The 24,981-nt window shown below is 39.4% G+C and carries 22 protein-coding genes; 13 read left to right on the plus strand and 9 right to left on the minus strand.

Annotation, left to right across the window (positions count from 1 at the left end; translation table 11 throughout):
• Window position 1: 1 nt before the first annotated feature.
• The 3 genes from L0657_RS12015 to L0657_RS12025 all read right to left on the minus strand — a co-directional run bounded on the left by L0657_RS12015 (window position 2) and on the right by L0657_RS12025 (window position 3,457).
• Window positions 2–898, minus strand: a complete 897-nt coding sequence (locus L0657_RS12015) for a sterol desaturase family protein (protein ID WP_235151042.1) — start codon at window positions 896–898, stop codon at window positions 2–4.
• 167 nt (window positions 899–1,065) lie between these two features.
• Window positions 1,066–2,556, minus strand: a complete 1,491-nt coding sequence (locus L0657_RS12020) for a helix-turn-helix domain-containing protein (RefSeq protein WP_235151043.1) — start codon at window positions 2,554–2,556, stop codon at window positions 1,066–1,068.
• A gap of 238 nt (window positions 2,557–2,794) precedes the next feature.
• Window positions 2,795–3,457, minus strand: a complete 663-nt coding sequence (locus tag L0657_RS12025; protein WP_235151044.1) for a porin family protein — start codon at window positions 3,455–3,457, stop codon at window positions 2,795–2,797.
• A 411-nt stretch (window positions 3,458–3,868) separates the two neighbouring features.
• Here L0657_RS12025 and leuS point away from each other — a divergent pair, with 411 nt between their 5' ends.
• Window positions 3,869–6,694 carry a leucine--tRNA ligase gene (gene leuS / locus L0657_RS12030; protein WP_235151045.1) on the plus strand — a complete coding sequence of 942 codons (2,826 nt, stop codon included), beginning with the start codon at window positions 3,869–3,871 and terminating at the stop codon, window positions 6,692–6,694.
• A gap of 49 nt (window positions 6,695–6,743) precedes the next feature.
• Here the strand turns inward: leuS and L0657_RS12035 are convergent, their stop codons facing one another.
• Both L0657_RS12035 and L0657_RS12040 read right to left on the minus strand, forming a co-directional pair.
• Complete coding sequence (locus L0657_RS12035) at window positions 6,744–7,124, minus strand: hypothetical protein (protein WP_235151046.1); 381 nt, start codon at window positions 7,122–7,124, stop codon at window positions 6,744–6,746.
• A 357-nt stretch (window positions 7,125–7,481) separates the two neighbouring features.
• On the minus strand, window positions 7,482–7,715 hold the full coding sequence (locus tag L0657_RS12040; protein WP_235151047.1) for a helix-turn-helix domain-containing protein: 234 nt from the start codon (window positions 7,713–7,715) through the stop codon (window positions 7,482–7,484).
• A gap of 285 nt (window positions 7,716–8,000) precedes the next feature.
• Between L0657_RS12040 and L0657_RS12045 the strand changes: the two genes are divergently transcribed.
• The 12 genes from L0657_RS12045 to L0657_RS12090 all read left to right on the plus strand — a co-directional run bounded on the left by L0657_RS12045 (window position 8,001) and on the right by L0657_RS12090 (window position 20,541).
• Window positions 8,001–8,804 carry a glycoside hydrolase family 25 protein gene (locus L0657_RS12045; protein ID WP_235151048.1) on the plus strand — a complete coding sequence of 268 codons (804 nt, stop codon included), beginning with the start codon at window positions 8,001–8,003 and terminating at the stop codon, window positions 8,802–8,804.
• A gap of 150 nt (window positions 8,805–8,954) precedes the next feature.
• On the plus strand, window positions 8,955–9,182 hold the full coding sequence (locus L0657_RS12050; protein ID WP_235151049.1) for a helix-turn-helix domain-containing protein: 228 nt from the start codon (window positions 8,955–8,957) through the stop codon (window positions 9,180–9,182).
• 141 nt (window positions 9,183–9,323) lie between these two features.
• The gene (locus tag L0657_RS12055) at window positions 9,324–9,884 is read left to right on the plus strand and encodes a CPBP family intramembrane glutamic endopeptidase (protein ID WP_235151050.1); all 561 of its coding nucleotides are present in this window, start codon (window positions 9,324–9,326) and stop codon (window positions 9,882–9,884) included.
• A gap of 676 nt (window positions 9,885–10,560) precedes the next feature.
• Window positions 10,561–10,746 carry a hypothetical protein gene (locus tag L0657_RS12060; protein ID WP_235151051.1) on the plus strand — a complete coding sequence of 62 codons (186 nt, stop codon included), beginning with the start codon at window positions 10,561–10,563 and terminating at the stop codon, window positions 10,744–10,746.
• A gap of 33 nt (window positions 10,747–10,779) precedes the next feature.
• A complete protein-coding gene (locus L0657_RS12065; protein WP_235151052.1) occupies window positions 10,780–10,977 on the plus strand; it encodes a hypothetical protein in 198 nt (65 codons plus the stop codon).
• Between the two features lie 446 nt (window positions 10,978–11,423).
• The gene (locus tag L0657_RS28160; RefSeq protein WP_409015056.1) at window positions 11,424–12,062 is read left to right on the plus strand and encodes a type II CAAX prenyl endopeptidase Rce1 family protein; all 639 of its coding nucleotides are present in this window, start codon (window positions 11,424–11,426) and stop codon (window positions 12,060–12,062) included.
• 290 nt (window positions 12,063–12,352) lie between these two features.
• Window positions 12,353–12,823, plus strand: a complete 471-nt coding sequence (locus tag L0657_RS28165) for a type II CAAX prenyl endopeptidase Rce1 family protein (RefSeq protein ID WP_409015057.1) — start codon at window positions 12,353–12,355, stop codon at window positions 12,821–12,823.
• Between the two features lie 27 nt (window positions 12,824–12,850).
• Window positions 12,851–14,929: a peptidase domain-containing ABC transporter gene (locus L0657_RS12070; protein ID WP_409015042.1), complete on the plus strand. Its 2,079-nt coding sequence runs from the start codon at window positions 12,851–12,853 to the stop codon at window positions 14,927–14,929.
• A gap of 150 nt (window positions 14,930–15,079) precedes the next feature.
• Window positions 15,080–16,243, plus strand: a complete 1,164-nt coding sequence (locus L0657_RS12075) for an HlyD family secretion protein (RefSeq protein ID WP_235151053.1) — start codon at window positions 15,080–15,082, stop codon at window positions 16,241–16,243.
• A gap of 144 nt (window positions 16,244–16,387) precedes the next feature.
• The gene (locus tag L0657_RS12080) at window positions 16,388–17,149 is read left to right on the plus strand and encodes a CPBP family intramembrane glutamic endopeptidase (RefSeq protein WP_235151054.1); all 762 of its coding nucleotides are present in this window, start codon (window positions 16,388–16,390) and stop codon (window positions 17,147–17,149) included.
• Between the two features lie 423 nt (window positions 17,150–17,572).
• Window positions 17,573–19,450 (plus strand): carboxypeptidase-like regulatory domain-containing protein, encoded by a 1,878-nt coding sequence (locus tag L0657_RS12085; RefSeq protein ID WP_235151055.1) that lies wholly within the window; start codon window positions 17,573–17,575, stop codon window positions 19,448–19,450.
• 299 nt (window positions 19,451–19,749) lie between these two features.
• Window positions 19,750–20,541 (plus strand): class I SAM-dependent methyltransferase, encoded by a 792-nt coding sequence (locus L0657_RS12090; RefSeq protein WP_235151056.1) that lies wholly within the window; start codon window positions 19,750–19,752, stop codon window positions 20,539–20,541.
• Between the two features lie 89 nt (window positions 20,542–20,630).
• Here L0657_RS12090 and L0657_RS12095 read toward each other — a convergent pair whose 3' ends face one another.
• The 4 genes from L0657_RS12095 to L0657_RS12110 all read right to left on the minus strand — a co-directional run bounded on the left by L0657_RS12095 (window position 20,631) and on the right by L0657_RS12110 (window position 24,924).
• Window positions 20,631–21,689, minus strand: a complete 1,059-nt coding sequence (locus L0657_RS12095) for an agmatine/peptidylarginine deiminase (RefSeq protein WP_235151057.1) — start codon at window positions 21,687–21,689, stop codon at window positions 20,631–20,633.
• A 201-nt stretch (window positions 21,690–21,890) separates the two neighbouring features.
• Window positions 21,891–22,490, minus strand: a complete 600-nt coding sequence (locus L0657_RS12100) for a Hint domain-containing protein (RefSeq protein ID WP_235151058.1) — start codon at window positions 22,488–22,490, stop codon at window positions 21,891–21,893.
• Window positions 22,491–22,500: 10 nt separating this feature from the next.
• Complete coding sequence (locus L0657_RS12105; protein ID WP_090333835.1) at window positions 22,501–23,595, minus strand: hypothetical protein; 1,095 nt, start codon at window positions 23,593–23,595, stop codon at window positions 22,501–22,503.
• Window positions 23,596–23,736: 141 nt separating this feature from the next.
• Window positions 23,737–24,924, minus strand: coding sequence for a histidinol-phosphate transaminase (locus L0657_RS12110; RefSeq protein WP_235151059.1), 1,188 nt, complete (start codon window positions 24,922–24,924; stop codon window positions 23,737–23,739).
• Between the last annotated feature and the right edge of the window lie 57 nt (window positions 24,925–24,981).

Raw genomic sequence — 24,981 nt, forward strand, 5'->3', positions numbered from 1 at the left:
ATCAAATATTTTTGCTTAAAATCTCTTTTTGAAGCTCCTTGCTCGTTTGCCTTGATCCGTCAGGCGACCAGCCAGGAGCTTTTATCAGATATTTGAGTTTGGTTTTCATATCGATCGGCTGCTCAAAATCTTTTTTGATTTCTTTCCATTCATGGAAAATAGTTTCCGTCAAACCATTCGTTTCGGTCTGTTTTGTTAGTCCGTAACGAGCAGGTACGGCAGGTAATTCTTCCTGGAAAGTGCCAAACATTCTGTCCCATATAATCAGGCACATGCCCATATTTTTGTCCAGATATTCAATGTTGCTGGCGTGATGCACACGGTGGTGTGAGGGTGTAACCAAAATATATTCGAGCCAGCCAAGTTTTCCGACATATTCTGTATGTACAATAATGCCGTAAATCTGTGTCAGAGAGTACATAATCACAATGTCCGCCGGATTAAATCCGATCAATACCAAAGGGATGAAATATAAAAAACGATATAACGGCTGAAAAACAGACGAACGGAATCCTGTGGTAAGATTAAAATGTTCGGAAGAATGATGCGTTACATGAACTGCCCAGAATAAACGGCTATGGTGATCGACATAATGAAGTGTGTAAAAAGCCAGGTCTTCAAGCAGGAAAAGAGCTCCCCAGTAAATGTATGGATTTTCAATCGGCTCAATAATTCTGTAATTATAAAACCAGATTAAAACCCCGATATATGCAGCACGAAAAAGCAAATCAACGCTACCATTGAGCAACATCAGTACAGCGTTCGTAAAAGTATCTTTAACACTGTAAGAAACCCTATGCGACCGATAGGTTATAACTATTTCAAGACAAATCAGGGATACATAAAACGGTGTAGACAGTTTTAATAGAAAATCCTCAAATTCGTAAGTGCCGGGCATAGTGATGTCTGCAAAAATTTAACAAAGATAGAACGGTTGGTAAACCCAAATATACTAATTCTGCTTTTTAAGAATATTCTAATATGGATTTCCACTTCTCAAAATAATTGTTTCTTAATTCATAGTGCTTAGACAACCATCTTGATCGTTACCCTTATGCAATCGAATTAATTAATCAACCTCCTAAGCGCTTTTCTAAGTTCTTCGTTTTTGTGTTTTTTCTGTAAAATTACTGGCGCAGCAATCCGCTCCCTACAATCGAAAAGTGAACATCTTTCGCAGGTTTCATTGACATCACGTGAAGGGATTTCGGGATCATCCAGAAATTTTATTGTTTTGATAGTGTGTTCATCCAGGTAAACACCCATGGAAACGCTCACGTTCAGATTCGGTGTCGTGGCAGTCGGCTGGGCAAAGCTGACGATCAAATAGTTATCCTGCGTATCAATATATCTTGATTTTTGCGCCGCACAAATGGTGTTGGTATAGGTTTTATTTTTAATTGATTCAGCAAGATCGTTCAGTACGGTCAGTGCAATCCACCGCCTGCAATAATGTTCATCTTTAACCGTATGCGGATTGTGCTTTCTGGAAATGTGCATCTCCTTTGTCATCTCAAATAAATTCTGTCCGGCGAAATTATTGAAGCGCGAAAAGAAAATCTGTTTGATGCCAAAGTGTGTTGGTAAAACATTGCTCAGCCGATAACAGAAAGACTCAGGTGTAGTGTTGAATTCCTCCACCATAGCCACCAGTTTTTCAGGCTGCCAGGTTTTTAGTTCAAAAAATTCTCTTAATCTGGGGATAAGGATATTACGTTTGATGATAATCGCACTGGCAAAATAGGACGCCTTGAAGTTATTCAGCAATTGTTCGAACGATTCTGCTTCGACAAGCGCCGTGGTATGCAGCCTGTTTTTAAGTTTCAAATAAACATAACCGATTTCTCTTCCATATATAAACGCACGCTGAACAGAAGAAAGGTGCGTATTGATCAGGAGCCTGTTGCCTTGTGGCCGTGTGATGGTCAACGAGCGCACACTTGCAAATTCAGGATTGGCCTTTTCGTTGATATTTTCAATCTTGTAATTATATTCTGACCGGAGCACTTCGGCGAGATAATTTTCATCCAAAAGTTTTTCTGCCGGAATATCTCGTTCCAGCATGAAACGCTCAGCTTCTTCTTCGATATCCTCAAAACAATTGTCGTGCATTTCCTGATAAGTACGCAATGCTGAGAAATAGAATTTTTCAACAGACATATTGTAATTTCTCGCAATCTCGATCAGCGTCCCAACGAATGCGCTGATTTTAGTAGGAGCATCGGAAAGCAGTTCCAGCAAACTGGCAGGATCGATTCCGAAAAGCTCTAACGGAAGTTCAGTAAGGATATTTGAGCTTAAAAGTTCAGAAATTGGTTCAAGCCTTTTGCTAAGTTTTAGAGACACGAGCGTATCGTAATCCACTTCCATCGCCGCAGCAAGTGCAATTATTTTATCTGATTTCGGATACTTTTTCCCTTTTTCAATTTCATTGATATAGGAAATTGACAAGCCCGACTTTTGGGAAAGCTCACTCAGCGACAGACCTTTGTCGAGGCGGAGCTGTTTTAGTTTTAGTCCAAAAACCAGTCGTACGTTGTCAGTATTTAAAGCCACAATAAAGAAGGTAAAATGTTAGAAAGCCATGGTACCCTGAAACGTAAAATTTCAGAAAGTGATCCGCGGTATCTATATATCAATTGAAATGATCTGCAAAATTAGTCTATATACTTCAAATCCCTAACTTCCCAATTATTCCCGCTCGGGTTCATTAAGAAATGTTATACGCACAAAAGTAAAAGAGAACCATTCAGTGAATGATTCTCTTTTACTTTTATATCAGGTATTTGGTATCTTAGAAAATTGAGAAACCCAAAGTTGCCTGAAACAAATTGCTTTTCTTGCCAAATTGTGCTGCCGTAGTCGCGTTATCATAATTAACTTTCACGATATCGTTGAAGTTACCTTCATAACGAACATCAAGACTTAAACGTCCAAAGTCAAAACCTACACCCGCCTGGTATCCAAATGCAAGACGGTTGTTAAATTCCGCTCTTGAATCAGTATTCGTAGCTTGTTCGAATGAATCACCTAATTTGCCATTGCTAGACAGACGATATGATGCCATTGGACCAACGTTAATTCTGAAAAACTTGGCGATTCGTACACCGAAAAGTACAGGAACATCCAGGTTTGAAAACCTTACGTCTACTTTATCGTCGTTTATTGAGTTATCAAAGTTGAATTTAGCACCTTTTTGAGAAAGCAAAAATTCTGGCTGAACGTAGAAATTACGTCCAAAACGGAAGAATACACCACCTACAAAACCTAACGTACGATCTGAATTATCTTTGAAGTCGAATGCATTTCCTCCTGATCCCAGTGACAAATCGTTTCCTGCAATGTTGGATAAATTTGCACCTGCCTTAATACCAAAACGAACTGCTGGGTCATATTGTGCTGATGCAGAGAAGCTTATTCCTACCGCACAAAGAGCTATTAATAATAACTTTTTCATTTTCTCTTTTAATTTTAATGATTGTTTTAATTACTGTGGTTTTTTTGTCGATTGTAGTGATCGTCACAATGAACATATAAAATATATGCCGTTGCCCTAACAACATTGAATAGTGAAATTGTGAGCATTTGTTTCCACAACCTCTGACCATTTTTAAATTTTTTTAAAATTTGTGTATTTAAGTCACAGTTCGGAATTTATACGTCAATAACCCGCAAAAGTAACTGGTAAGATAGGCTTCACCGGATGCATTTCGAACGTAAGACCTTAATAATCATGAAAGTCTAAACAAGTTCACGAAGTAATTAATACCAGGATTTAGTGCGAAAAGAAGGCTTATTACGATCAAAAACGCTATTTTTGCGGGCTGTAAAAGCCAAAGCTAATTTTAGACTAAATTGTTGAGAAAGAATGAGTGAATATAGTCCCCGGGAAATAGAGAAAAAATGGCAGAGTTTTTGGGAACAAAATGAGACTTTTCAGGTTGAAAATAAGTCTGATCTTCCTAAATATTATGTTTTGGATATGTTTCCGTATCCTTCCGGAGCCGGCTTGCACGTAGGCCATCCACTTGGATATATTGCTTCTGATATTTATTCGAGATACAAACGCCTGAAAGGATTTAACGTTCTGCACCCGATGGGATTTGATAGTTTTGGTCTTCCCGCGGAGCAGTATGCGATTCAGACTGGCCAGCACCCGGCCATTACTACCGAACAAAATATTACCCGTTATATTGAGCAATTAAAAAATCTTGGTTTCAGCTATGATTGGAGCCGCGAAGTTCGTACTTCCGATCCTTCTTATTATAAATGGACGCAATGGATTTTTACGGAGCTTTTTGAAAGCTGGTATAACAATGAAGCAGATAAGGCTGAAAGAATTGAAACGCTTATCGCTCAATTTGAGGAAAATGGGAATCAGCTTGTAAATGCAGCTTGTGATGAAGATACACCTTCATTTACGGCTGAGGAATGGAATTCATATTCTGAGGAAGAAAAATATAAGATCACATTAAAGTACCGCATCACGTATGTTGCTGATGCGACCGTAAACTGGTGCCCCGGTCTAGGATCGGTTTTGTCTAACGACGAGGTGAAAGACGGCGTTTCTGAACGGGGCGGATTTCCGGTGATTCAGAAATTAATGCGCCAGTGGATGATGCGGATTACTGCCTATTCACAACGTCTTTTGGATGGTCTGGATCATGTAGACTGGACAGAATCTTTGAAGGAGCAACAGCGTAACTGGATCGGCCGCTCGGTGGGTGCATTGGTGAAATTTCCTGTGGCAACTTCCGCAACAGGTGAGGCGGGTTTGGAAACCATTACGGTATTTACAACGCGGGTTGATACAATTTACGGCGTATCGTTTATGGTGATCGCGCCGGAACATGAGCTTGTGGACGTAATTACTACGCCTGAGCAAAGAGCCGAAATTGACGCTTATATCGATCTGACCAAAAAACGTTCAGAGCGTGACCGGACAAGTGACGTGAAAACGGTTTCAGGAGCCTTTACGGGCGCTTACGCAATCAATCCTTTTAACGACGAAAAAATACCGGTTTACATTGCCGACTATGTTTTGGCTGGTTATGGAACTGGTGCGGTTATGGCCGTTCCCTCAGGTGATCAGCGCGACTGGAATTTTGCAAAACATTTTAATCTGCCGATTATTCCAATCCTGGATTCTCAGAAAGAAATGGATGTCCAGGCGGATAATACCAAAGAGGGTAAATATATCAACTCTGGAATGATCAATGGGTTGACATTTCATGAGGCAAATAAAGTATTAATTCAGTGGCTGGAAGAAAAAGGTGTTGGTAAGGGGAAAATCAATTATCGTTTGCGTGATGCCGTTTTCAGTCGCCAGCGTTATTGGGGTGAGCCAGTACCGGTTTATTACAAAAATGATAGCACGGGACAGCCTTTGCCATATTTATTGAAAGAGGAAGAATTGCCGTTAAATTTGCCGGCGATTGATAAATATTTGCCAACAGAACACGGCGAACCGCCATTGGGACGCGCAGAAGGCTGGGGGCATGGAAGCGGAAATGGATATGAATTAAGCACGATGCCGGGTTGGGCTGGAAGCAGCTGGTATTGGTATCGTTATATGGATGCCAAAAATGAAACAGCGTTTGCGTCGAAAGAATCGATCGATTACTGGCGGAATGTTGACTTGTATATCGGCGGGACCGAACATGCAACCGGGCATCTATTGTACAGTCGATTCTGGAATAAATTCTTGAAAGACAGAGGTTTTGTGCCGGAGGAAGAGCCTTTCAAAAAGCTAATTAATCAGGGAATGATTCAGGGAAGAAGCAGTTTTGTGTATCGTGTAAAAAGTGAAGAATACAGCAAACCTGTTTTTGTCAGTGAAGGGCTAAAATCTCAATATGAGGTTTCTGCTTTGCACGTAGACGTTAATATTGTAGAAAACGATATTCTGGATATTGAAAAATTCAAAGCGACGCGCCGTGATATCGCTGGCGAAAATGCTGAGTTTATTCTGGAAGATGGGAAATATCATTGTGGTGTGGAAGTCGAGAAAATGTCGAAATCCAAATTTAACGTTGTGAACCCGGATGATATCGTAACCAAATATGGTGCTGATACTTTGCGTTTGTATGAAATGTTCCTGGGACCTTTGGAGCAGGCAAAACCGTGGAACACCAATGGTATAGACGGAACTTATCGTTTTATCAGAAAATTCTGGCGTTTGTTTTACAACGACCAGGGACAATGGCTGGTAAAAGACGAAGCTGCGAAACCCGAGGAATTACGCGTTTTGCATAAGACGATCAAAAAGATTGAAGAGGATATTGAAAACTTTTCATTCAATACCGGCGTCAGCGCATTTATGATGTGTGTGAACGAACTCGGAAGTTTGAAATGTAACAAACGATCGGTTTTGCAGGAGCTTGTTGTTTTGATTTCTCCTTATGCCCCGCATTTAAGCGAAGAATTGTGGGATGCATTGGGCAATGAAAAAGGAAGCGTTTCGAAAGCTTCGTTCCCAAAATGGGAGCAGCAATATGTTGTGGATGCCATTTTTGAATATCCGATCCAGATCAACGGAAAAGTTCGGGTAACGCTTCCTTTTGCTTTGGATACCGCACCGGCGGAAATTGAAAAAGAAGTGCTGGCGAACGAGGTTGTAATTAAATGGCTGGAAGGTAATGCGCCTAAAAAAGTCATCGTTGTTCCTAAACGTATAGTGAACGTAGTTATATGAAAAAAAGGCCGGCATGAACTTCATCCCGGCCTTTATTTTCTCCTATTCGCTAATCAATTTTCACAGAACGTTCTGTTACTTTTTCCTCTAACTGGAATTCTCTAGTTTGTTTTTCTCCCTGACTGGATATTTCCAAAGTATATTTTCCAGCGGCCAGATCATTGGTATTAATTTCGCGTCTCAATTTTTTGTCGCCTCTTCCGGCTACTTCTTTGTAGATCACTTTCCCTTTCGCATCCTGAAAAAGGATTGATGTGCTCGCTCTATTATATTTATCGATATTTACTTTGATTTTTCCGTCTTTGGAGGCATAAATCCCCGAGTTAAATCCGGTAACTTTTTTAATTTCTTTATCGTTGGCAAAAGTTGAGAAAGAAATAACGGAAGCTAATACAAATACGCTGATGATTGTTTTGAATGGATTTTTCATGGCTAATAAATTTATAAAGTTCAAGTTCTGTTGCTGTTAAAGAACGTAACAAATGTATGTGTTATGGCAGGTACTATGCAATGCAAAGTACATGAATGGTGAATAACAATAATGAGTGGTAAAACGATGCGAATTGGTTACTTGCCCCGTAATAAAACAAAGCCCGTTCAGAACTTTATAGGTTCGAACAGGCTTTGAGTGTGTGTAAATTGGAGGAATAAGTAAGCTTAAAATAAGTTGTTGATGAAGTGTTAACAATTGTGTGTGTCGGTCTTAGTTAAAGCAAGTATAGCGTGTGTTAGATTAATTCTGGTATCTAGACTGGTGTTTGTGTTGTAGGTCACAATTTGTGCGAAATTATTTTAAAATATTTTCCTCCCATTCCAATAGAGCGGTTAAGGACATTCCGAATACTTTGGCAATCATTGCCGCCCTTCCGACAGACAGACTGGTATCTCCCGTTTCAATTTTGCTGTATGCAGTTTGGCTGAGCCCGATTTCCTGCGCCATCCGCTCCTGCTTAAATCCATGCAGGAGACGAAGCTTTTTAATTCTTTTGGCGAGATCATTTGGTTTTTTTTTGGTTTTCATAGCCAACAGCGGGTTTATCGTAAACGTGCAGATACAGGTTTGTCTGTAATCGTTAGACTATCAGTTGGAATAATCGTCACACCTTTATCGAATTTAAACGTATATTTTTTGTAGATGGAATTCTGAAAGTAAGATATATCGTGTAGTTTTTAATTGTTAGTCGCTGATATTCAATTGTTTATTATCATTACCTTTTTCGTAAAATCTTTACCAGTAACCCAACTAGTTTGAGTTAAAAACATACCATACCGTCCGATCCTGATCTTTTTGTACTTTTGCCAACCTATGGCAAAGAAGAAAACACAAAGCAGCATATTAGCGAAACCTGATTATTTGAAACCCTTACCTGCCAAAGGCTGGGCAATTATTGCGGGCGTTGTTTTGGTCATTGGGGCGTTGGTATGGTGGCGCGACAAGAAGGATGAAAACCAGTGGACCTACATCGCGAAAGCTGGTATAAAACTTCCGTTAAAATACGCCGTGCATGGGATCGACGTGTCGCACCATAATGCCCGTATCAATTGGGACAAACTGAAAGAATCCAGAACTGAGGAGATGGGGATCGATTTTGTTTACATCAAAGCCACCGAGGGGGCTACCCATTTAGACAGAGAATTTCAAAGAAACTGGAAGGAAGCCAGGCGGATCGGCATGAAACGCGGCGCATATCATTTCTACAATCCACGGGTAATGTCGGACCGCCAGGTTGCAAACTTTATCGGTCAGGTTGAATTATTGCCAGGCGATCTTCCACCTGTCCTCGACCTCGAAACAGATGCCCGAAAACCGAATGATATTATCGTGAAAGGCGTTAGGAACTGGCTCGTTCTGATTGAAAAACATTACGGCGTCCGCCCGATCATTTATGTCAATGAACATTTTTACAAAAAATATATAGCCGGCAATTTCGATGATTATCCGCTCTGGCTGGCTGGTTATTCCCGAAACCACATTGACGATCTGGCTTCTGATGCCCATGTGCTTTTCTGGCAGCACAGCGAAAAGGGCTGGGCAGTCGGTATTCGCGGTTTTGTTGATTATAATGTTTTTCTGCACGAGAGTGGGGATTGGGAAGCTTTGGGGGAATAATTGTTCTGAATCTAAGCGTGATCTATATGTTATTTTAAACTTATTCTTGGTTTATTCAAAATTTGATTAAAATAGTATAGAAGAACTTGGTTTATGTTTACCTATTGTTTCTACATTGTGCTCCGAATTACATCAGCACTATTTTTAAATATGAACCTGACAAAATATCTGGAACGTTTCGACCGGTTACATCACTTGATCGGTAAAAAGTCGACTGGCACCCCTGCCGAATTAGCTGAAAAACTGGATCTCTCCAAAAGGGCGGTGTATGAATACATACGTATCATGAGGGAAATGGGAGCCCCGATTGCCTTTTGCCATGTCAGGCAAACCTATTATTATGAACGTACTGTCGGGTTTATTATGGTTGCAACGTAATGAATTAGGCCATGTTTAGTCCAGCCGTTTTTATCTTTTATTAATAGGGTAAACCAACCAACAGGTGCGCAAGAAAAGACGAAGATGGTAGCAGTGCAATCGAAGCATAAGCCCTCGAACAATCAAACACACACACTTAACATGACTATTCATTTCAAATATTTGATGCTGCATTTTATTGGGTTTGTCAGAAATCCAAATGATCCTGATTATATAGTCCTAACGGAAAGACAAAAGCTTTTACATATTTGCTTTTACTTTCTGTTCATATCTATGGGCATTAGTTTGATTGTTTTTGGGCTGCCTTTGGAGATTGCAGAAAAATTAGGATTGTTTGACGAATTAGTGGAAAAAGATATAAATGTGGGCATAATTGTTAAAACAATTACAGCGATCATTCTGGCCCCATTTATCGAAGAAATCATGTTCCGGTTTTGGTTAGGATATTTTCGGCATTGGAACTATTTCAAATGGTTATATTATATCTCAGCACTGCTCTTTGGAGGGATTCATATTTTCAATTACCAAATCAATAGTTCTCACTATCTCTTCATTCCATTCATTACCATGAGCCAAACTTTCGGCGGGTTAATGCTGGGTTACATCCGGATTATTTATGGTTTTTGGTATGGCGTATTGTTGCATGCTTTGTTCAACAGCCTTGTGATTGGAGGCTATTTTATTTTTGAGAACCAATTTTAAACAGCACCCATGATGTTATCATTTTATTTCAAAAAGATCGGGTACGGGATTGTGATCCTGTCGTTGGTTATGTTTTTTTTCGTCATGTTAAATTTTGACTTCTTTTCACCATTGATGGAGACATGGGTTGGTGTCTTGAAATGGTTTGGCCTTAGTGGATTGATATTGGTTACTGTTTCCAGAGAGAAAAATGAGACTGCTGAAATCGAAAGGTTAAGGTACCGTTGTTTCTTTCAGACGTTTTTTGGAGCATTTATCAGTATCGTTGTGTTTTCCCTTTCTAACTTACTCGTCACGGACGATGTGGTCAGTATGGATAAAGCCCTGAGTTATCTTAAAGACAATGACCTTTTTAAATTTTCAGTTATTTTTTTGACTTTACATTGTAGTACCTTTAGTTCACAACTGAAAAAAATGACCCGTATCAACTAATTATAAAGTAATCTACTAAGTGGATATTTATTCAATTTGTTGATAATGAGTGTTTAATGAAATGTGATTTATTTTGTAACCAAAAAAAACGATATTTTTAAAAATATTTTACAAAAATATCACCGGTGCAATTATAGTGCACTGGCGTTGTTTAGCTTTACGACATCATCATTAAAATGCTGTTGGCCAACTGAATCAGGTGATGAGTTTTAAGAATCTTTTTTCACTTTAAATTTTTGAAATTATGGAGTCTTTCGAATTTGAAAACACGGATTTGGTCTCTATGTCTTGCATTGAGTTGGAAGAAACAATAGGCGGTGTTATTTGGCCAATTCTCTGGCCTATTCTCGCAGCAGGTTTGTTGGCCGGGGTTATTGCAGACTGGGATGATTTTAAGGCTGGTTTGTCTGGGGAATGTCCTAAAAAATAAAACCTTATTGTATTTACTTAAATTACAAATCTTATGAAAGATTCAGTGCAAAATTCGTCTGTTGACAATGCTATACTTGAAATGGACTTATCCGAATTGCTATTGATAGAAGGAGGAACCTTCGGATATGATGTTGGTATGTTGTTTAGATTCGCCCACTTGGTTGTTACACAAGGTGCTCAAAGCGCGTTGAGTGATTATGCCATGGCTAAGGCTAAATGCGGTTGTTAATGTAAATGGGTAGTGGAGTCTTTTAGCTCCACTACTTAAATATACACGACCGCTTGAATTATTTATAATGAATTTTTTTTATTTAATATTCTAATATGCATATTTTGGAAACTCGAAAAATCAATAAACAACTCGAAAATTTCTTATATATGTTACTAGGTATAGCACTTGGACCATTTGTATCCAAGGTTTATCCTATAATCAAAGGCTTTATAATTTCCTTGTTTCAATAGTGTTAATCTGGACAATAAAATATAAAAATTTCTCCGAATTCTAGCTTCAAATCTACTCGGACTAGCTTTGTAAGCTCGAATAGAATCTTAATATTGGAGTAATTATCTATGATTAAAAATATCATCACATTTTACCGGAATCCTTACTCTTACTTGAACAAAGGTCAGAGTGATTCTGTAAAAGAGAGAATCACTTTAATGAAAGACGCATTTATGGTCTGCATTGGCTCCACTTTGGCGCTTGTCATACTGATAACAATTATTGAAATCATTTTGAGATATTGTTTTAACACTTCAATAGCTAGAAATTTGAATCATAACAGAAATGAATTTAGATCAGCTAATTCTTCTGGTTGGGTTAGTTTCATGAAGATATGTTTATTGGGGCCATTTAACGAAGAGTTTCTTTTTAGATTATTACTAATTACCAAATCGCAGATTTGGAATATGATTATTTTTTTGATCCTTGTTGCGTACCTGATTTCGAATCTCTTTTATTTCCAAATTTCATTCGTGTGGTATCATGTTATTATTCTATTGATTTTTGTCGGAATTCTGATCAGTAATCGGGTTAATCATTCTGATAACCAACCGATTTTTGAGAAAAAAAACTACAACTATTTATGTTGGGTATTAATCCTGAGTTTCAGTATGATACATTTAGGCAATTTCGTTCCATTGAACTGGTCGGTTTTTTATCTATATCCTGTATACGTTCTGCCTCAGTTTATATATGGCATTGTCTTCAGCTATTTGGCCATAAGATATAACTCAATGATATGGCCTTTCCTCTTACATGCTGGCATTAATTCAGCGGCTGAAATTTATAAGTTTTTGAATGATGCTTCTTAATGCTAAGTACTTCACAAAATTAGACATCCATGATAAAAAACATATTTCAATTTTATCAAAATCCATACGCCTTCTTTAACACAGGCAACAAAGAATCTTTAAGAGAGAAAGTGATAGTCTTAAAAAGAAGCTATCTCTTCTGCCTTGGCGCAGGGGTTTTAATTATTTGTATGATCATGGGGGTAGATAATTTCTTGGAGTCAAAGTTCAGTATTTCTATTTATGAAAATCTATCCCGAAATAGAAATTCATTTTGGACTTCCCACTCCCGCATAAGCAGTTTTGTTCAAATGTGTCTGATTGCGCCTTTTATTGAAGAATGTATTTTTCGTCTGCCTCTTTTAACGAAGTCTCATCTTTTAAAATGGGTCATTAGTTTTATTTTTATACTGTATTTTTTTTCAGGAAGCTTTCAACTCGATGTATCTTTCTGGTGGTACTACGCCGTGTTAATTATCATTTTCGGAGGGATAATTATTTTTAAAAATGATGATCCTCAACCGATTTTCGGTCAAAAAAAATATAATTATTTATGCTGGATTTTGACTATTTCTTTCGCGATGCTTCATGTCACCAACTTTTTGCCTTTGCAAGGTGACGTTTTTTATTTGTATCCTCTTTATGTCCTTCCGCAATTTGTTCGTGGTGCAGTTCAGAGTTATTTGACAATCAAATACAAATCTATACTATGGCCTTTTTTTTTACATGCATGCATTAATGCAACGTCCGAGCTAAGCAGGTTGGTAACAGCTGCTTTTTAATCCATTAGATAATACGAAACAAATACTTTGACCACACGCACCCTCATAAAACAACACGACATCACCGACTGCGGCGCAGCCTGTCTGACTTCGGTTGCAGCTCATTATAAATTACACCTTCCAATCGCCAGGGTGAGGCAGTACGCCGGGACTGATCAGAAAGGCACCAACATGCTGGGGCTTATCGAGGCTGCCCAAAAGCTGGGTTTTCAGGCCAAAGGTGTAAAAGGAACGGTTGAAAATATCGCGAAAATTCCTTTGCCTGCAATTGCTCATGTTATTATCAAAAAGGAACACCAGGCCGTTGCAACGAATGCGGGCACCGGTCTTCACCATTATGTAGTGCTGTATCGTATAAAGGACAAGAAAGTCACCTACATGGATCCGGGTGATGGGAAATTGCATACAAAATCCTTTGATGAATTCAAGCTGTTGTGGACTGGTGTTTTGATGATCATGCTTCCGTCAGAAGAGTTTAAGGCAACTAATCAGCGGATTTCGGTCATGCACCGCTTCTGGACCCTTGTCAATCCGCACAAAAGTGTCATGGTGCAGGCGTTATTTGGTGCAGCTGTGGCAACCTTACTTGGCTTATCTACCTCCATATATATTCAGAAAATAACCGATCATGTCCTGCCCTCAGCTAACATGAACTTGCTACGTTTATTGAGTGTCGGTATGTTGCTCATCCTGGTATTACAAACCGTAGTGGGTACCATAAAAACGGTTTTTGTTTTCAAAACCGGTCAGCAGATTGATGCGCAGCTAATTTTGGGATACTACAAACATTTGCTTACGCTTCCACAGCAATTTTTTGATACCATGCGGGTGGGAGAGATCATTTCCAGGGTCAATGACGCAGTGAAAATCCGGTCTTTTATCAATGAGACCGTTCTGGATCTGGTCGTGAACGTGTTTATTGTGCTGTTTTCTTTTATGCTGATGTTTACGTATTACTGGAAACTGGCGCTGATTATGCTGGCTATCATTCCGTTTTACGTGTTTTTCTATTGGATATCCAACCGGATTAATAAACGTCTTCAGCGGAAACTTATGGAGGACGCCGCTGAGCTGGAGGCACAGCTGGTAGAATCGCTAAATGCAGCTTCGACCATCAAACGATTTGGTATGGAGGCTTATGCCAACTATAAAACGGAAACACGGTTTATTCAGCTACTCCGAACCATTTACAACTCCTTCATGTCGTCACTATCGGTCGGTACTGCCAGTGGGTTTATTTCACAGCTATTTACGATCATTTTGCTGTGGGTTGGTACTTCGTTTGTCATGACCAATGAACTGACGGCTGGTGAGCTTTTTTCTTTTTACGCATTGATCGGTTATTTTACCGGACCTGCCGGCAGACTTATTGGTGCGAACAAAACCATACAGGATGCGTTGATTGCCGCTGACAGGCTTTTTGAGATTATGGATTTGGAACGCGAAAAAACAGAACATAAAATCGAGCTCACGAGGGATATGGTCGGGGACATCAATCTGGAAGATGTTACTTTCAGATATGGAACGCGCGCCATTATTTTTGAACAATTGAACCTTACGATTAAGAAGGGTAAAATTACGGCGATCGTGGGAGAGAGCGGCTCGGGTAAGTCGACGCTCATTTCATTACTTCAAAATTTGTATCCATTAAAAAATGGACGGGTCAGTATCGGTGATTTTGATATTCAGCATCTTAGTAACGAAAGTTTAAGAAAGTTGGTTAGTGTCGTTCCGCAGCAGATTCATCTTTTCGCGGCAACTGTCCTGGAAAATATTGCCCTTGGAGAATTTGAGCCTGATATGAAGAAGATACTCTATTATGCCCGAAAATTGGGTATTCACGAATTTATCGAAGAGTTGCCCAACGGATATATTACCGAACTTACTGAGAACGGTAATAATTTGTCGGGAGGACAACGGCAGCGTCTGGCTATTCTACGCGCCCTATACCGCGAACCTGAGATTATTATTTTTGACGAAGCGACATCGTCTCTGGATACCATTTCAGAACGATATGTGCAGGACACGATCAAGTCACTTTGTGCGGTTGGAAAGACGGTCGTCCTCATTGCCCATCGCTTATCCACAGTTCCGGGAGGCGGATGAGATTATCGTAGTCCATAAGGGAAAAGTTATCGAAAAAGGGACTCATGATACACTGTTGGTCGAAAAAGGGCAGTACGCTTCACTGTGGAGCCAGCAAAGTGGTGTATCGGTATTTGAAACAAATCATGTAAATTAATCCGGAAGCCAGGTATGCAGCAACAACTTTTCCCCTCGAATGTCCTTGAAAACAGTATAGAAGGGTATTTGCCGCGTGTGGCAGTCAGGAGCCAGTGGATATATGGCGTAACCATTTTTGCTATTTTGCTCACCTTGTTTTCGCTCCCGTTTTTATACATTGATATTTCTGTCCAAAGCGTTGGTAGTCTCCGAACTGCAAACGAGAAAACAGAACTCCGTTCGCTGGTCAATGGTGTCATCCAAAATGTAACGGTCATTGAAAACCAGACGGTCAAAAAAGGAGAAATGCTTTACGAGATAAGTTCGCAGGAATTATCTTCACGGATACAGCTAAATAAGGATCAGCAAGAGCAGATAAACACGTTTATCCATGATCTGGAAAAACTGGTCAAACTTGATAAGGCTGGTTTATACACAGAACAGGTTTTCAAAACTTCGCTTTACGCGCAACAATTCTTTTCCTTCCAGTCGAAAATGCAGGAAAATTTATTTCACCAGCAAAAAATCAAAAAAGAGCTGGACGCCGATAGAAAACTTTTTAAGGAAAAGGTGATTGCGATGCGCGAATTTGACAGCAAAGAATTCGAACATACGCAGCTGGTTGCACAGTATGAATCTGTTTTTCGTCAGCAAATGGGGCAGTGGCAGTCCGATTTGAGTAATCAGCGAGCAAACTTGCAGCAATTACATGCAGAGGAAAAACAGCTTGCAGAACAAAAGAAAAACTATGCAGTCAGTGCGCCGGTTGCAGGAACAATGCAGCAAATCTCAGGAAAGTACGTGGGTAGTTTTGTACAGGCGGGTGAGTCTTTGGGCATCATTTCTCCCGACGATTCCCTGGTTATCGCCGAATGTTATGTTTCGCCGCAAGACATAGGACTTATCAAAAAGGGGCAGCATGTTTTATTTCGTATGGATGCTTTTAACTATAATGAATGGGGTATGGTAAAAGGTAGCGTGGTGGATATTGCCCGGGATTTTACAATTATGCAGGATCAGCCCGTGTTCAAAGTCAAATGCTCTTTGGATCAGAAAAGGCTGAAATTGAAAAACGGTTATCAAGTTTTGCTTACCAAGGGACTAAGTCTTCGCGCTGAATTTGTGATTGCCAAACGTAGCTTATATCAGTTGATTTATGACAAAGCGGATGATTGGTTAAATCCTTTGGATGGGTAGTTTGTAATACACATCCGAACCTAATTCTTTATTTTTTTTATTCTGCTGAAAAATAAGCGCTTACAAGATAAGTGACCTTTCTTGTTATGTACAGAAATCAGTATTACACCTGAAATAGCAAAATAGTATAATCCGGAATTCTTTATGCAAACCACACTATCCATGCTTAAAAATATCCTCACATTTTACCGGAATCCGTATGCCGGTTTTAATACTGGAAAAACCGAGTCAATCAGGGAACGGTTAATACTATTAAAAAAGGCGTTTGTTTTTTGCCTTTGTTCCTGTATTGTCATTGTTTTATGTATCATCATTGTCATCGAAGAAATCTTAAAATCGAAGTTTAATATTTCGATAATTGAAAATCTGCATAATACATGGAATGAATTTAGAGCATGGAATTCACCTCTGGACACTTTTCTAAAAGTTAGTATTATTGGCCCATTTAGTGAAGAAGTACTTTTTCGATTACCGCTGATAACCAAATCTACTTTTCTTCGCCTGGCTATTTTTTTTGGTTGGGTGGATTTCCTGTTTCCTGAGCTTTTTAATTTCAAATATTTGTCCTGGTCATATGGTATCGTATTACTTATCATTTTAGCAGGTATACTCGTTTCTGAGAAAATCTCTGATCAGAACTTCCAAACTATTTTTCAGAAGAAAAGTTACAATTATATGAGCTGGGTTTTAATGGTAGCTTTTGGACTGGTTCATATCTATAATTTCACTCCATTAAACTGGTCCTTCATTTACCTATACCCGTTTTATGTGCTTCCGCAGTTCGTATCTGGTATCGTATTTAGTTATTTGGCTATCCGATTCAATTCGCTATTATGGCCGTTTCTTTTGCACGCATCCATCAATTCAGCTAGCCAGATCCATAGATTAGTCACGGAATTGTTTTAAAGATTAAAATCAATAGTTCTAATTTTTTATTAAAAGTTTGCTTGCCAAAATAATGAAATGTTATGACCATGGACGGCCAGCCTTCCGTTGCTGCTCATAATTTGGAATTATCCGTTTATGCCAAATTTGATTAAAAAACTGCCTTTAAAATTAAGCGACTTTTTAACTTAGTTCTTAACTTGTTTTTTTAACATATTCGTAGCGAGAAAAGTATTATGGGTCTGATAATCAATAATATAATATTTTTGTATCGAAATTTTAAAGATAGTTTCCGTATTCTGATCGTCATTTTTGCAGGCCGGTTGCTGGCAAGATATTATCCGGATATTAAGATGTGGATATTTACTTTATTTCAGTGAAAACCAGAAAGCGTATATGGTCAGGAGTGAAAAATTATATTTTTTCTGTTTCACGTTTTTTGTAATGACGACACAGTGCTTTGCACAAATCAGGCATGTTACGGGAGAGGTAAAAGACTTAACGGGCGAGCCGGTTTCATTGGCTTCCGTAAAAATTGATCGCGGGACTAAGGGCACACTAACCGACGAAAAAGGGATTTTTGATTTAAAAATGAGAGAATCCGATGTGCAGATATTGATCATAACTGCCGTCGGATTTCAGACGCAGCGTGTGCGATTGAATGGCCGTATGAAAAATATTTCTATTGTTCTTGAACCGGATATAAAACAACTGGAAACGATTGTCATTTTTCCGGATGGTTCTTTAAAAGCTTTGCTTACGAAGGCTTACAGGAAAATTGTTGATAACTATCCTCAAAACCCATTGGAATTAGTGGGATTTTACAGATCCTACCATAAATCAGCTCAAAATAACCGGTATCTGAATTTTACCGAATCATCCTTACGTATACAACAGAGCGGATACGAGCACTCAAATCAGGATGCGCAAGTGGAGGTGCTCAAATTAAAAAATCTCGTATTGCCTCACAGAGATAGTGTGGATAATGTGCGATATTTTGGTGGTGCGTTTATGGCGAATTGGAATGACCCGGTTAAAATGAGAGCGACATTTTTGAATCCAGCGCATTTTGAGAAACGATTCAGCTATCATTTGGAATCTATTTCAACTTACAACCATGGGGAAGATTCTGTTTATGTCGTTCGCTTCAATTCCACTGACAGGGAGGAAACAAAGGAAGGTAGAATCTGGATTGATAAAAAGACTCTGGCCTACAAAATAATTGAATGGAAAGACAGCGATCCAAAAAATGTTAATCCGCTGATCCCGTTGAAGAGACTTACAAGAAACTACCTGACGCTTTATGGCTATCAGAATCAAAGATATGTCCTGAAATATACTGCGATAAAAGGAACGAACCACAACAAGAAAACCGGTCAGGATATTGATTATGCACTGGAATTTATTACTTCTGCAATTAATTTTGGCCGGGACATTACACCAATACCATTAGGAAAACGGCTTCAATTTGGTGAACTGTTTTCCGAAATAAAAAGCAGTAACCATGTAAGTTTTGAGGACGAGTATGCGACAACTGAACTTGATTCAATATTAAGATTAGAAAGGCTTGTGATTTCAAAAGAGAGAATTTCGGCAGACGATTATGGCAGTTTGGATTTATTTAAAATGAACACCAAAGCCAAAGTATACAAGGTAGCAAAGCGACTAATGGTCAGCTACGCGCTACATACGACGTTCTTTAAATCTCCGGGCAAAGGGCTTGTCTGGTTAGGTCATGTTGGTGATACAAATAAAAACGCCTTTGAAATTCCTGGATCCCGCATTATTCCGGCAGGCATGTTCAGCATTGGATATGAGCTGACACCCTACAAGTTATTAAAAATCGATTTTGTTGAAGAATTATTTGCATCCGATATTTACAAATCAACAGCAATCAAATTTTATCAATATTTCCTGATAAAGCCGAAAGGAAATCCGCTGTTTTTGTCGGCCTCGCTAGGGCTATCGGCAGGTAAAAATGCTTTGTATGTGGGCAGATTGACAGATGCCCAAGGCCTGGTTATTAGTGGAGAAGTTTTGAAAAATACCCCAAAAGTTTATCTGGGAGATCAATATGTAAGTGGTTTAGCAAGTGCGGGTCTGGAATACCGCAAAAAGCGACTTTCTTATTTTTCCGAGCTGAATTACACCCAGAATCTCCGCCGGAAAGAAATTCTGGTTCTCAGGGAGAATAGAAATTTTTGGGTTACTAAGAATATCGTTACAGATTATCCGTCCAATGATATTTTGATTACGCCTGCGAATATCCGTGTTGCAGTTTCTCCTATGTCGATCACATGTGGTGTCCGAATGAGACTTTGATTTTCAGTTAGTTGCAACGAAATTATTTAATTATGGATTTTAGGTAAACAGCTAAATAATGATCATGAACCGTACAAATCTTCAATCGCTCAAAATCGCAACCCGCGTTGTAATTATTATTTTCGGCGGTCGTTTTTTGATGAAATATTATCCGGGAATAAAGAGCTGGGTGTTGTCATTTTTTTTGTGAAATACCGAACCAGTGAATCGTCAATCCTAAATTATTTCCTCTTAGGTTTTAACAAGCTTTTAGTTATTATACATTTGTAACTGTTAGCCATTATTAAAATTAAAGCCGTATGCAATCAGCGCCTGACAGTATTCGTGATATATTTTATAACCACACAGGAAACCTTATCCATAAGTGGGACCACTATTTTGACATTTATGAAAAATATTTTTCGAAATATCGGGGTCAAAAGATCAACATTTTAGAGATCGGTATTTCTCACGGCGGTTCGCTGCAATTGTGGAAGAAATATTTTGGTGCGCATGTCCACATTTATGCAATCGACATCAATCCGGATTGTAAGAAGTTGCAGGAGGAAAATACCACGATTTTTATCGGTTCTCAAAGTGACAAAGATTTTTTAGGTCATGTGGCTAGCCAGTTGCCGGAACTTGATTTTGTTATTGACGATGGCGGGCACACAATGGATCAGCAGCTGGTATCCTTTGAAATGTTATATATGAAAGTAAAAGAGGGCGGGCTGTATATCGTTGAAGATACACACACATCTTACTGGGACGAATTTCATGGAGGTCTGAGAAATCCTGGTTCTTTTATTGAAAAATCGAAAGATCTGGTTGATTCAATTTATGACCATCATGTGGTTGACAAAAGTAAAATACGGATCGATGAAATCACGCGCCATATCAACTGCATATCGTTCTACGACTCCATTGTCGTTTTTGAAAAAGAATTACGAAAACAGCCTTTTCATAAGCAGATCGGCAGGAAAACAATTACACCTTATGAGCCTGTTGAGTTAAAAAAGAAAACACTTTTGGATTCGATAAAAGGGATTTTCAAAAAGGAGGAAGCACATCCGTTTTCTCTTAACGATGGTGGAATTGAGGAAATTAAATAAGTTTTTTAATTCTGGTCGCCGTTATCACAAAAAGCAGCCGGTTAAGATTTTATGCTTAACCGGCTGCTTTTTGTATACAGATCAAAACTTTAAACCAGTGGTTCCTGCTGGCTCAAACAGTGAAAACTGCCTTGTCCCCAGATAATTTCAGTGGCATCCAAAGGAATTATTTTCCGGTCAGGCATTGCTTTTTCCAGAATATCAATCGCAATCTGGTCGTTTGGATTATTGAAAACCGGAACGATCACGCCCGCATTACACATCAGAAAATTGACATAAGAACCCGGTGTCCGGAAGTCATCGATGATAACTGCTTTTGGCATAGGTATTTCGATGATATTCAGTTGTTTTCCATTCAACAAACGCATCTCCTTCATCATTTTAAGATTGGTCTGAAGAATATCAAAATTTTCATCATGCGGATCATTTTCTACTGCTGCAATCACCGTGTCCTCGCTGATGAAACGCGTCGTATCGTCAATATGTCCGTCAGTGTCGTCACCAGCAATGCCGGCTTCAACCCAGAGAACCTGTTCAGCTCCGTAATAATCATACAGATACTGCTCAATTTCCGTCTGATTTAAATGCGCGTTACGGTTTTGATTCAGCAGACATGATTTGCTGGTGAGAATAGTGCCAGCGCCATTGAATTCAACAGAACCGCCTTCCATAATGATTCCGGGCGTGACACTTGGCAAGTTCAGATATTTAGCAATCGCCTGCGGCGTGCGATTGTCATCGTCATAAGGAGGATATTTGCCACCCCAGGCGTTATGGCCCCAGTCAACGATCATCTTTTCTTTTGTACCCGGGTTGATCAAAAAAGCAGGTCCGTGGTCCCGGCACCAGGCGTCATTCGTAGGTTTGATAACAAATTCTATTTTAGACAAATCCACGCCGATGCCATCAAGCGAGTTTGTAATAAAATCTTTCAGGTTTTCATCGTTTGCCACGATACCGACATTTTCCCCCTGGCTTATGGCCTTGATGAAAGCAAGATATTGCGGATACATTTTTTTCAGCCTGTCACCCTGCCAGGAAGCTTCGTTATGTGGAAATGTCAGCCACGTGGCTCGGTGTGGGTGCCATTCGGCTGGAAATGTAAATCCTGATGCTTTGGGCGTCGATGAAAGATTGTTTTGTGACACGATGGTATTGGATATGAATTGCTGAAATTACTTCAAATTAAGGTGCAAAGGTCGCAAAGGTTTTTGAAATCGTTTTAAAAAATAGCGCGATGAAATGCCAAATTCGCTTATATCATCAAAAATCTTTCTCTTAAAACAAAAAATCCAAACACCTCGCGGGTTTGGATTTTTTTTCAAAACGTTGATTAAAGTAAATAGGCGTTAATTATTTGATACAAGAACGTTTTCCACTAAATAAGATCCGTCTTCTGTTGTCAGATTATAAGCAATCTCAACTTTGCGCGCATTGGCCTGTACAATTCCGACTTTCCAGGAAGATACCTTTCCAGTTGAAGGTTCGTAATGATACAACACATCATTTTTTGATAATTGTTTCATTGTTTTATTTCCCTTTTTCGTCTGCACCTGATGCTGAGGCGTTGCTTCCAGAAGCAGGGCAGGGACAAGCGGCCAGGATTCTTTGGAGACCGAAGATTCGTTGACGGGTCGCAGGTATACTGCCGTTAAAGCTGCATTTGGGTTATCATAAACTTCCACTGCTTTTACCTTCGTTTCTCTACTTTTACCCTTCCGGCAGGTTTTTACCTTTTCCCCAACTTTTACTTCTCGTATAGGCTTGACAGTTCCGTCGGCCATGGTTACTGTTGCATTTGCGCAAAAATATCTATCCTGCTTTTTTTCTTTTGCCGAAACCTTTTGGGCAACTTCCGTTTTTAACGTAGCAGTTTCGCCATTTTTAGTCTGAGCTATTGCAGCAAAAGACAGCAGAGAAAGAAATGGAATAATGATCGCTTTGCGCATAACAGTTTACTTAGGCTTTTGAAACTCGTACGAATACTTTACTGAAAAGGTTAGGTAATCCGCCAAGGACAATCAAGACGACTCCTGCAATAATCAAAGTTGACATGTGCGTGAAATAAGCGCCGGTTGTCAAAATACCGAGAATTAAAATCGTTGAGAACGGAAGCGAAAATGCAAGCAACAATACGGCAAGTTCCATATCAAACGTTCTCTTCTCTTTTGGTAATCCCATGGCATCTTCACGCAAATTGAAAGCGGAGATATGCGCCAAAGGCCAGAAACTTGCGGCACTCAAAGGAATGACAATGGCAAGCAGAATCATGGACTGATCGGTGATATTCAAAACATAAATCATTCCGGCGCTGATCAGCATTGTGCTGCCAGCTCTGAACAAAAGAATACTTGCGACGATACGTTTTTTTCCTTCTTTAAGTTGTACTGCAAGGCCGATGAAAACCAGAACAAGCGGGGTCATCATGGCACTCGTTTTGTCAAAAATTTCAGTGATTACAAAGGGTAGTGTAGAATAGTTAATCCCAACGCTTAATAGAACAATGGCAAGAATGATCAGTACGTTAATAGGCTCCTGAAGCATATTTCCGAACAAACTTTTAAGTTTTCCTCCCAATTTGGTTTCCTTGTCCTGGCTGTTTTTCAGGAACATGTTCATCGCCAGAATGTAAAGAGAAATAAGAACGAAAAACTTGTTTCCTACGTCGGCCAAGGCGGCAATTGCCAGACTCTTTTCACCTAGAAATTCGGCGATAAAAGGGAAACAGGAAAGGCCCGGAGCCAGCGATGGAATTAACATCATCAGCGTTCTGCCGGTTGGACTGTTTTTTTCAATACCGAAAAGCGCAAAAGCGAGTGGTGCAGAAAAAAACATAAGAAAGTTAAACACCAATGTCACAAGCGGAATGATGATCATCGATGAGTCCATTTCAATCTTCATCAGCGAGATAAAGATCGTGGATGGCAAAGCAACAGAAAGAATGATCTCTTTAATACCGTTGGTTTGCTCCTTACTTTTAAACTTCCCGCGGAGAAGTAATCCCAATGCAATCAGTAAAAGTAAAGTAATGGTTTTTTGTAAGGCATCACTCATGGTTAAAGCTTTTTATTGACTGGATGCCGGATGTTATCCAGCGTATTAAAAATGATTAGAAAAAGTATTGGCTGGTTTTCAGAAACAGATATCCGGTTGGATAAACGTCAGGAAAACCAGCCATTTTTCAGTAAGCAATAATTAGCTTATTGTACCAAGGGCGCTTACGAATGCTTTCATTTCGTCCATTGTACCCATACTAACACGTAACCAAGGCTTGTTTTGAATATCAAATGCACGGCATGAGATATTTTTTGCTGCCAGTTTGGACAGCATATCTTTACCAGGAATATTGATAGGGAAAATCACGAAGTTGGTGTAAGATGGGATGTATTTGTAACCCATTTTATCAAGATTTCCAAGAAGATAGGTTTTTGCTTCGTGGTTCAATTTACGCGTCATCACCTGGAATTCACTGTCATCCATAGCAGCAGAAGCAGCAGCGATTGAAGTATAAGAAATACCCATACCGCCACGAGTAATTTTCTCGATTTGTTTAATGAATGTCGGTTGTGCAGCGATGTAACCAACGCGGATACCAGCCATTCCCATGATTTTTGAGAACGTACGTGCAATGATTACATTTTTGTTTTTCTGAAGCAATCCAACCATACTTTCAGTATCCGCACCAACAGCTAGTTCGATGTATGCTTCGTCAACGAAAATAGGCACTTTCTCAGAAACGCGTGAACAGAAGTCTAACAAGTCCTTACCTGTTGTGATCGCACCCGTTGGGTTGTTAGGGTTACAGATGTAAACAAGTTTAGTGTCTTTGTCAACAGCAGCTTCCATCGCTTTCAAGTCATGGGAGTGGTTTTCTGTAACAGGAACTGCCTTCCATGTTGCGCCAACAGATTTCGCAACCTGAACAAGTGACATATAACAAGGGTCAGCAGATACGATATTTCCACCGTGCATGAAAAGTACCAAAGCTACTTTCTCCAATAGATCCGAAGATCCGGGACCCATCATGATATAATCTTTCGAAACGCCTTCTTTTTTAGCGATTTTATCAACCAGGTCATTCATTTCTTTCCAAGCATAGCGGTTTCCGCCAGCTACTGAATCACAAACAGCCTTTTGAGCGCTTTTTGGTGGTCCGTATGGGTTTTCGTTAGCGCCGATACGGATCATTTTAGAAAGATCTGGTTTTTTGTCCAGGAAGTGCTCGCGCACCATTGGGCTACGGTAAATGCGGTTTTCAGGATCAAGTGATAATGGCATGTCGTCGAATGCACCACCAAAGCTCATGTGAGGAGCCAGAGTCATACCACCAAGAGCCAATAAGCCTGATTTTAACAAATTGCGACGGTCGATTTTTTGAGTCATTGTAATAGTTTTTTAGTAATGGGATTGTAAAGATTAAGCAAATGGGTATTAGAAAAG

Source organism: Dyadobacter sp. CY345 (genome assembly GCF_021502725.1).
In the GTDB taxonomy this organism is placed as follows: Bacteria; Bacteroidota; Bacteroidia; order Cytophagales; family Spirosomataceae; genus Dyadobacter.

Bases quoted from the DNA above. Each gene is read 5' to 3' on its own strand.
- L0657_RS12015 (WP_235151042.1), bottom strand. From the start codon at position 898: ATGCCCGGCACTTACGAATTTGAGGATTTTCTATTAAAACTGTCTACA.
- L0657_RS12025 (WP_235151044.1), bottom strand. From the start codon at position 3,457: ATGAAAAAGTTATTATTAATAGCTCTTTGTGCGGTAGGAATAAGCTTC.
- leuS (WP_235151045.1), top strand. From the start codon at position 3,869: ATGAGTGAATATAGTCCCCGGGAAATAGAGAAAAAATGGCAGAGTTTT.
- L0657_RS12035 (WP_235151046.1), bottom strand. From the start codon at position 7,124: ATGAAAAATCCATTCAAAACAATCATCAGCGTATTTGTATTAGCTTCC.
- L0657_RS12040 (WP_235151047.1), bottom strand. From the start codon at position 7,715: ATGAAAACCAAAAAAAAACCAAATGATCTCGCCAAAAGAATTAAAAAG.
- L0657_RS12045 (WP_235151048.1), top strand. From the start codon at position 8,001: ATGGCAAAGAAGAAAACACAAAGCAGCATATTAGCGAAACCTGATTAT.
- L0657_RS12050 (WP_235151049.1), top strand. From the start codon at position 8,955: ATGAACCTGACAAAATATCTGGAACGTTTCGACCGGTTACATCACTTG.
- L0657_RS12055 (WP_235151050.1), top strand. From the start codon at position 9,324: ATGACTATTCATTTCAAATATTTGATGCTGCATTTTATTGGGTTTGTC.
- L0657_RS12060 (WP_235151051.1), top strand. From the start codon at position 10,561: ATGGAGTCTTTCGAATTTGAAAACACGGATTTGGTCTCTATGTCTTGC.
- L0657_RS12065 (WP_235151052.1), top strand. From the start codon at position 10,780: ATGAAAGATTCAGTGCAAAATTCGTCTGTTGACAATGCTATACTTGAA.
- L0657_RS28160 (WP_409015056.1), top strand. From the start codon at position 11,424: ATGGTCTGCATTGGCTCCACTTTGGCGCTTGTCATACTGATAACAATT.
- L0657_RS28165 (WP_409015057.1), top strand. From the start codon at position 12,353: ATGTGTCTGATTGCGCCTTTTATTGAAGAATGTATTTTTCGTCTGCCT.
- L0657_RS12075 (WP_235151053.1), top strand. From the start codon at position 15,080: ATGCAGCAACAACTTTTCCCCTCGAATGTCCTTGAAAACAGTATAGAA.
- L0657_RS12080 (WP_235151054.1), top strand. From the start codon at position 16,388: ATGCAAACCACACTATCCATGCTTAAAAATATCCTCACATTTTACCGG.
- L0657_RS12085 (WP_235151055.1), top strand. From the start codon at position 17,573: ATGACGACACAGTGCTTTGCACAAATCAGGCATGTTACGGGAGAGGTA.
- L0657_RS12090 (WP_235151056.1), top strand. From the start codon at position 19,750: ATGCAATCAGCGCCTGACAGTATTCGTGATATATTTTATAACCACACA.
- L0657_RS12100 (WP_235151058.1), bottom strand. From the start codon at position 22,490: ATGCGCAAAGCGATCATTATTCCATTTCTTTCTCTGCTGTCTTTTGCT.
- L0657_RS12105 (WP_090333835.1), bottom strand. From the start codon at position 23,595: ATGAGTGATGCCTTACAAAAAACCATTACTTTACTTTTACTGATTGCA.
- L0657_RS12110 (WP_235151059.1), bottom strand. From the start codon at position 24,924: ATGACTCAAAAAATCGACCGTCGCAATTTGTTAAAATCAGGCTTATTG.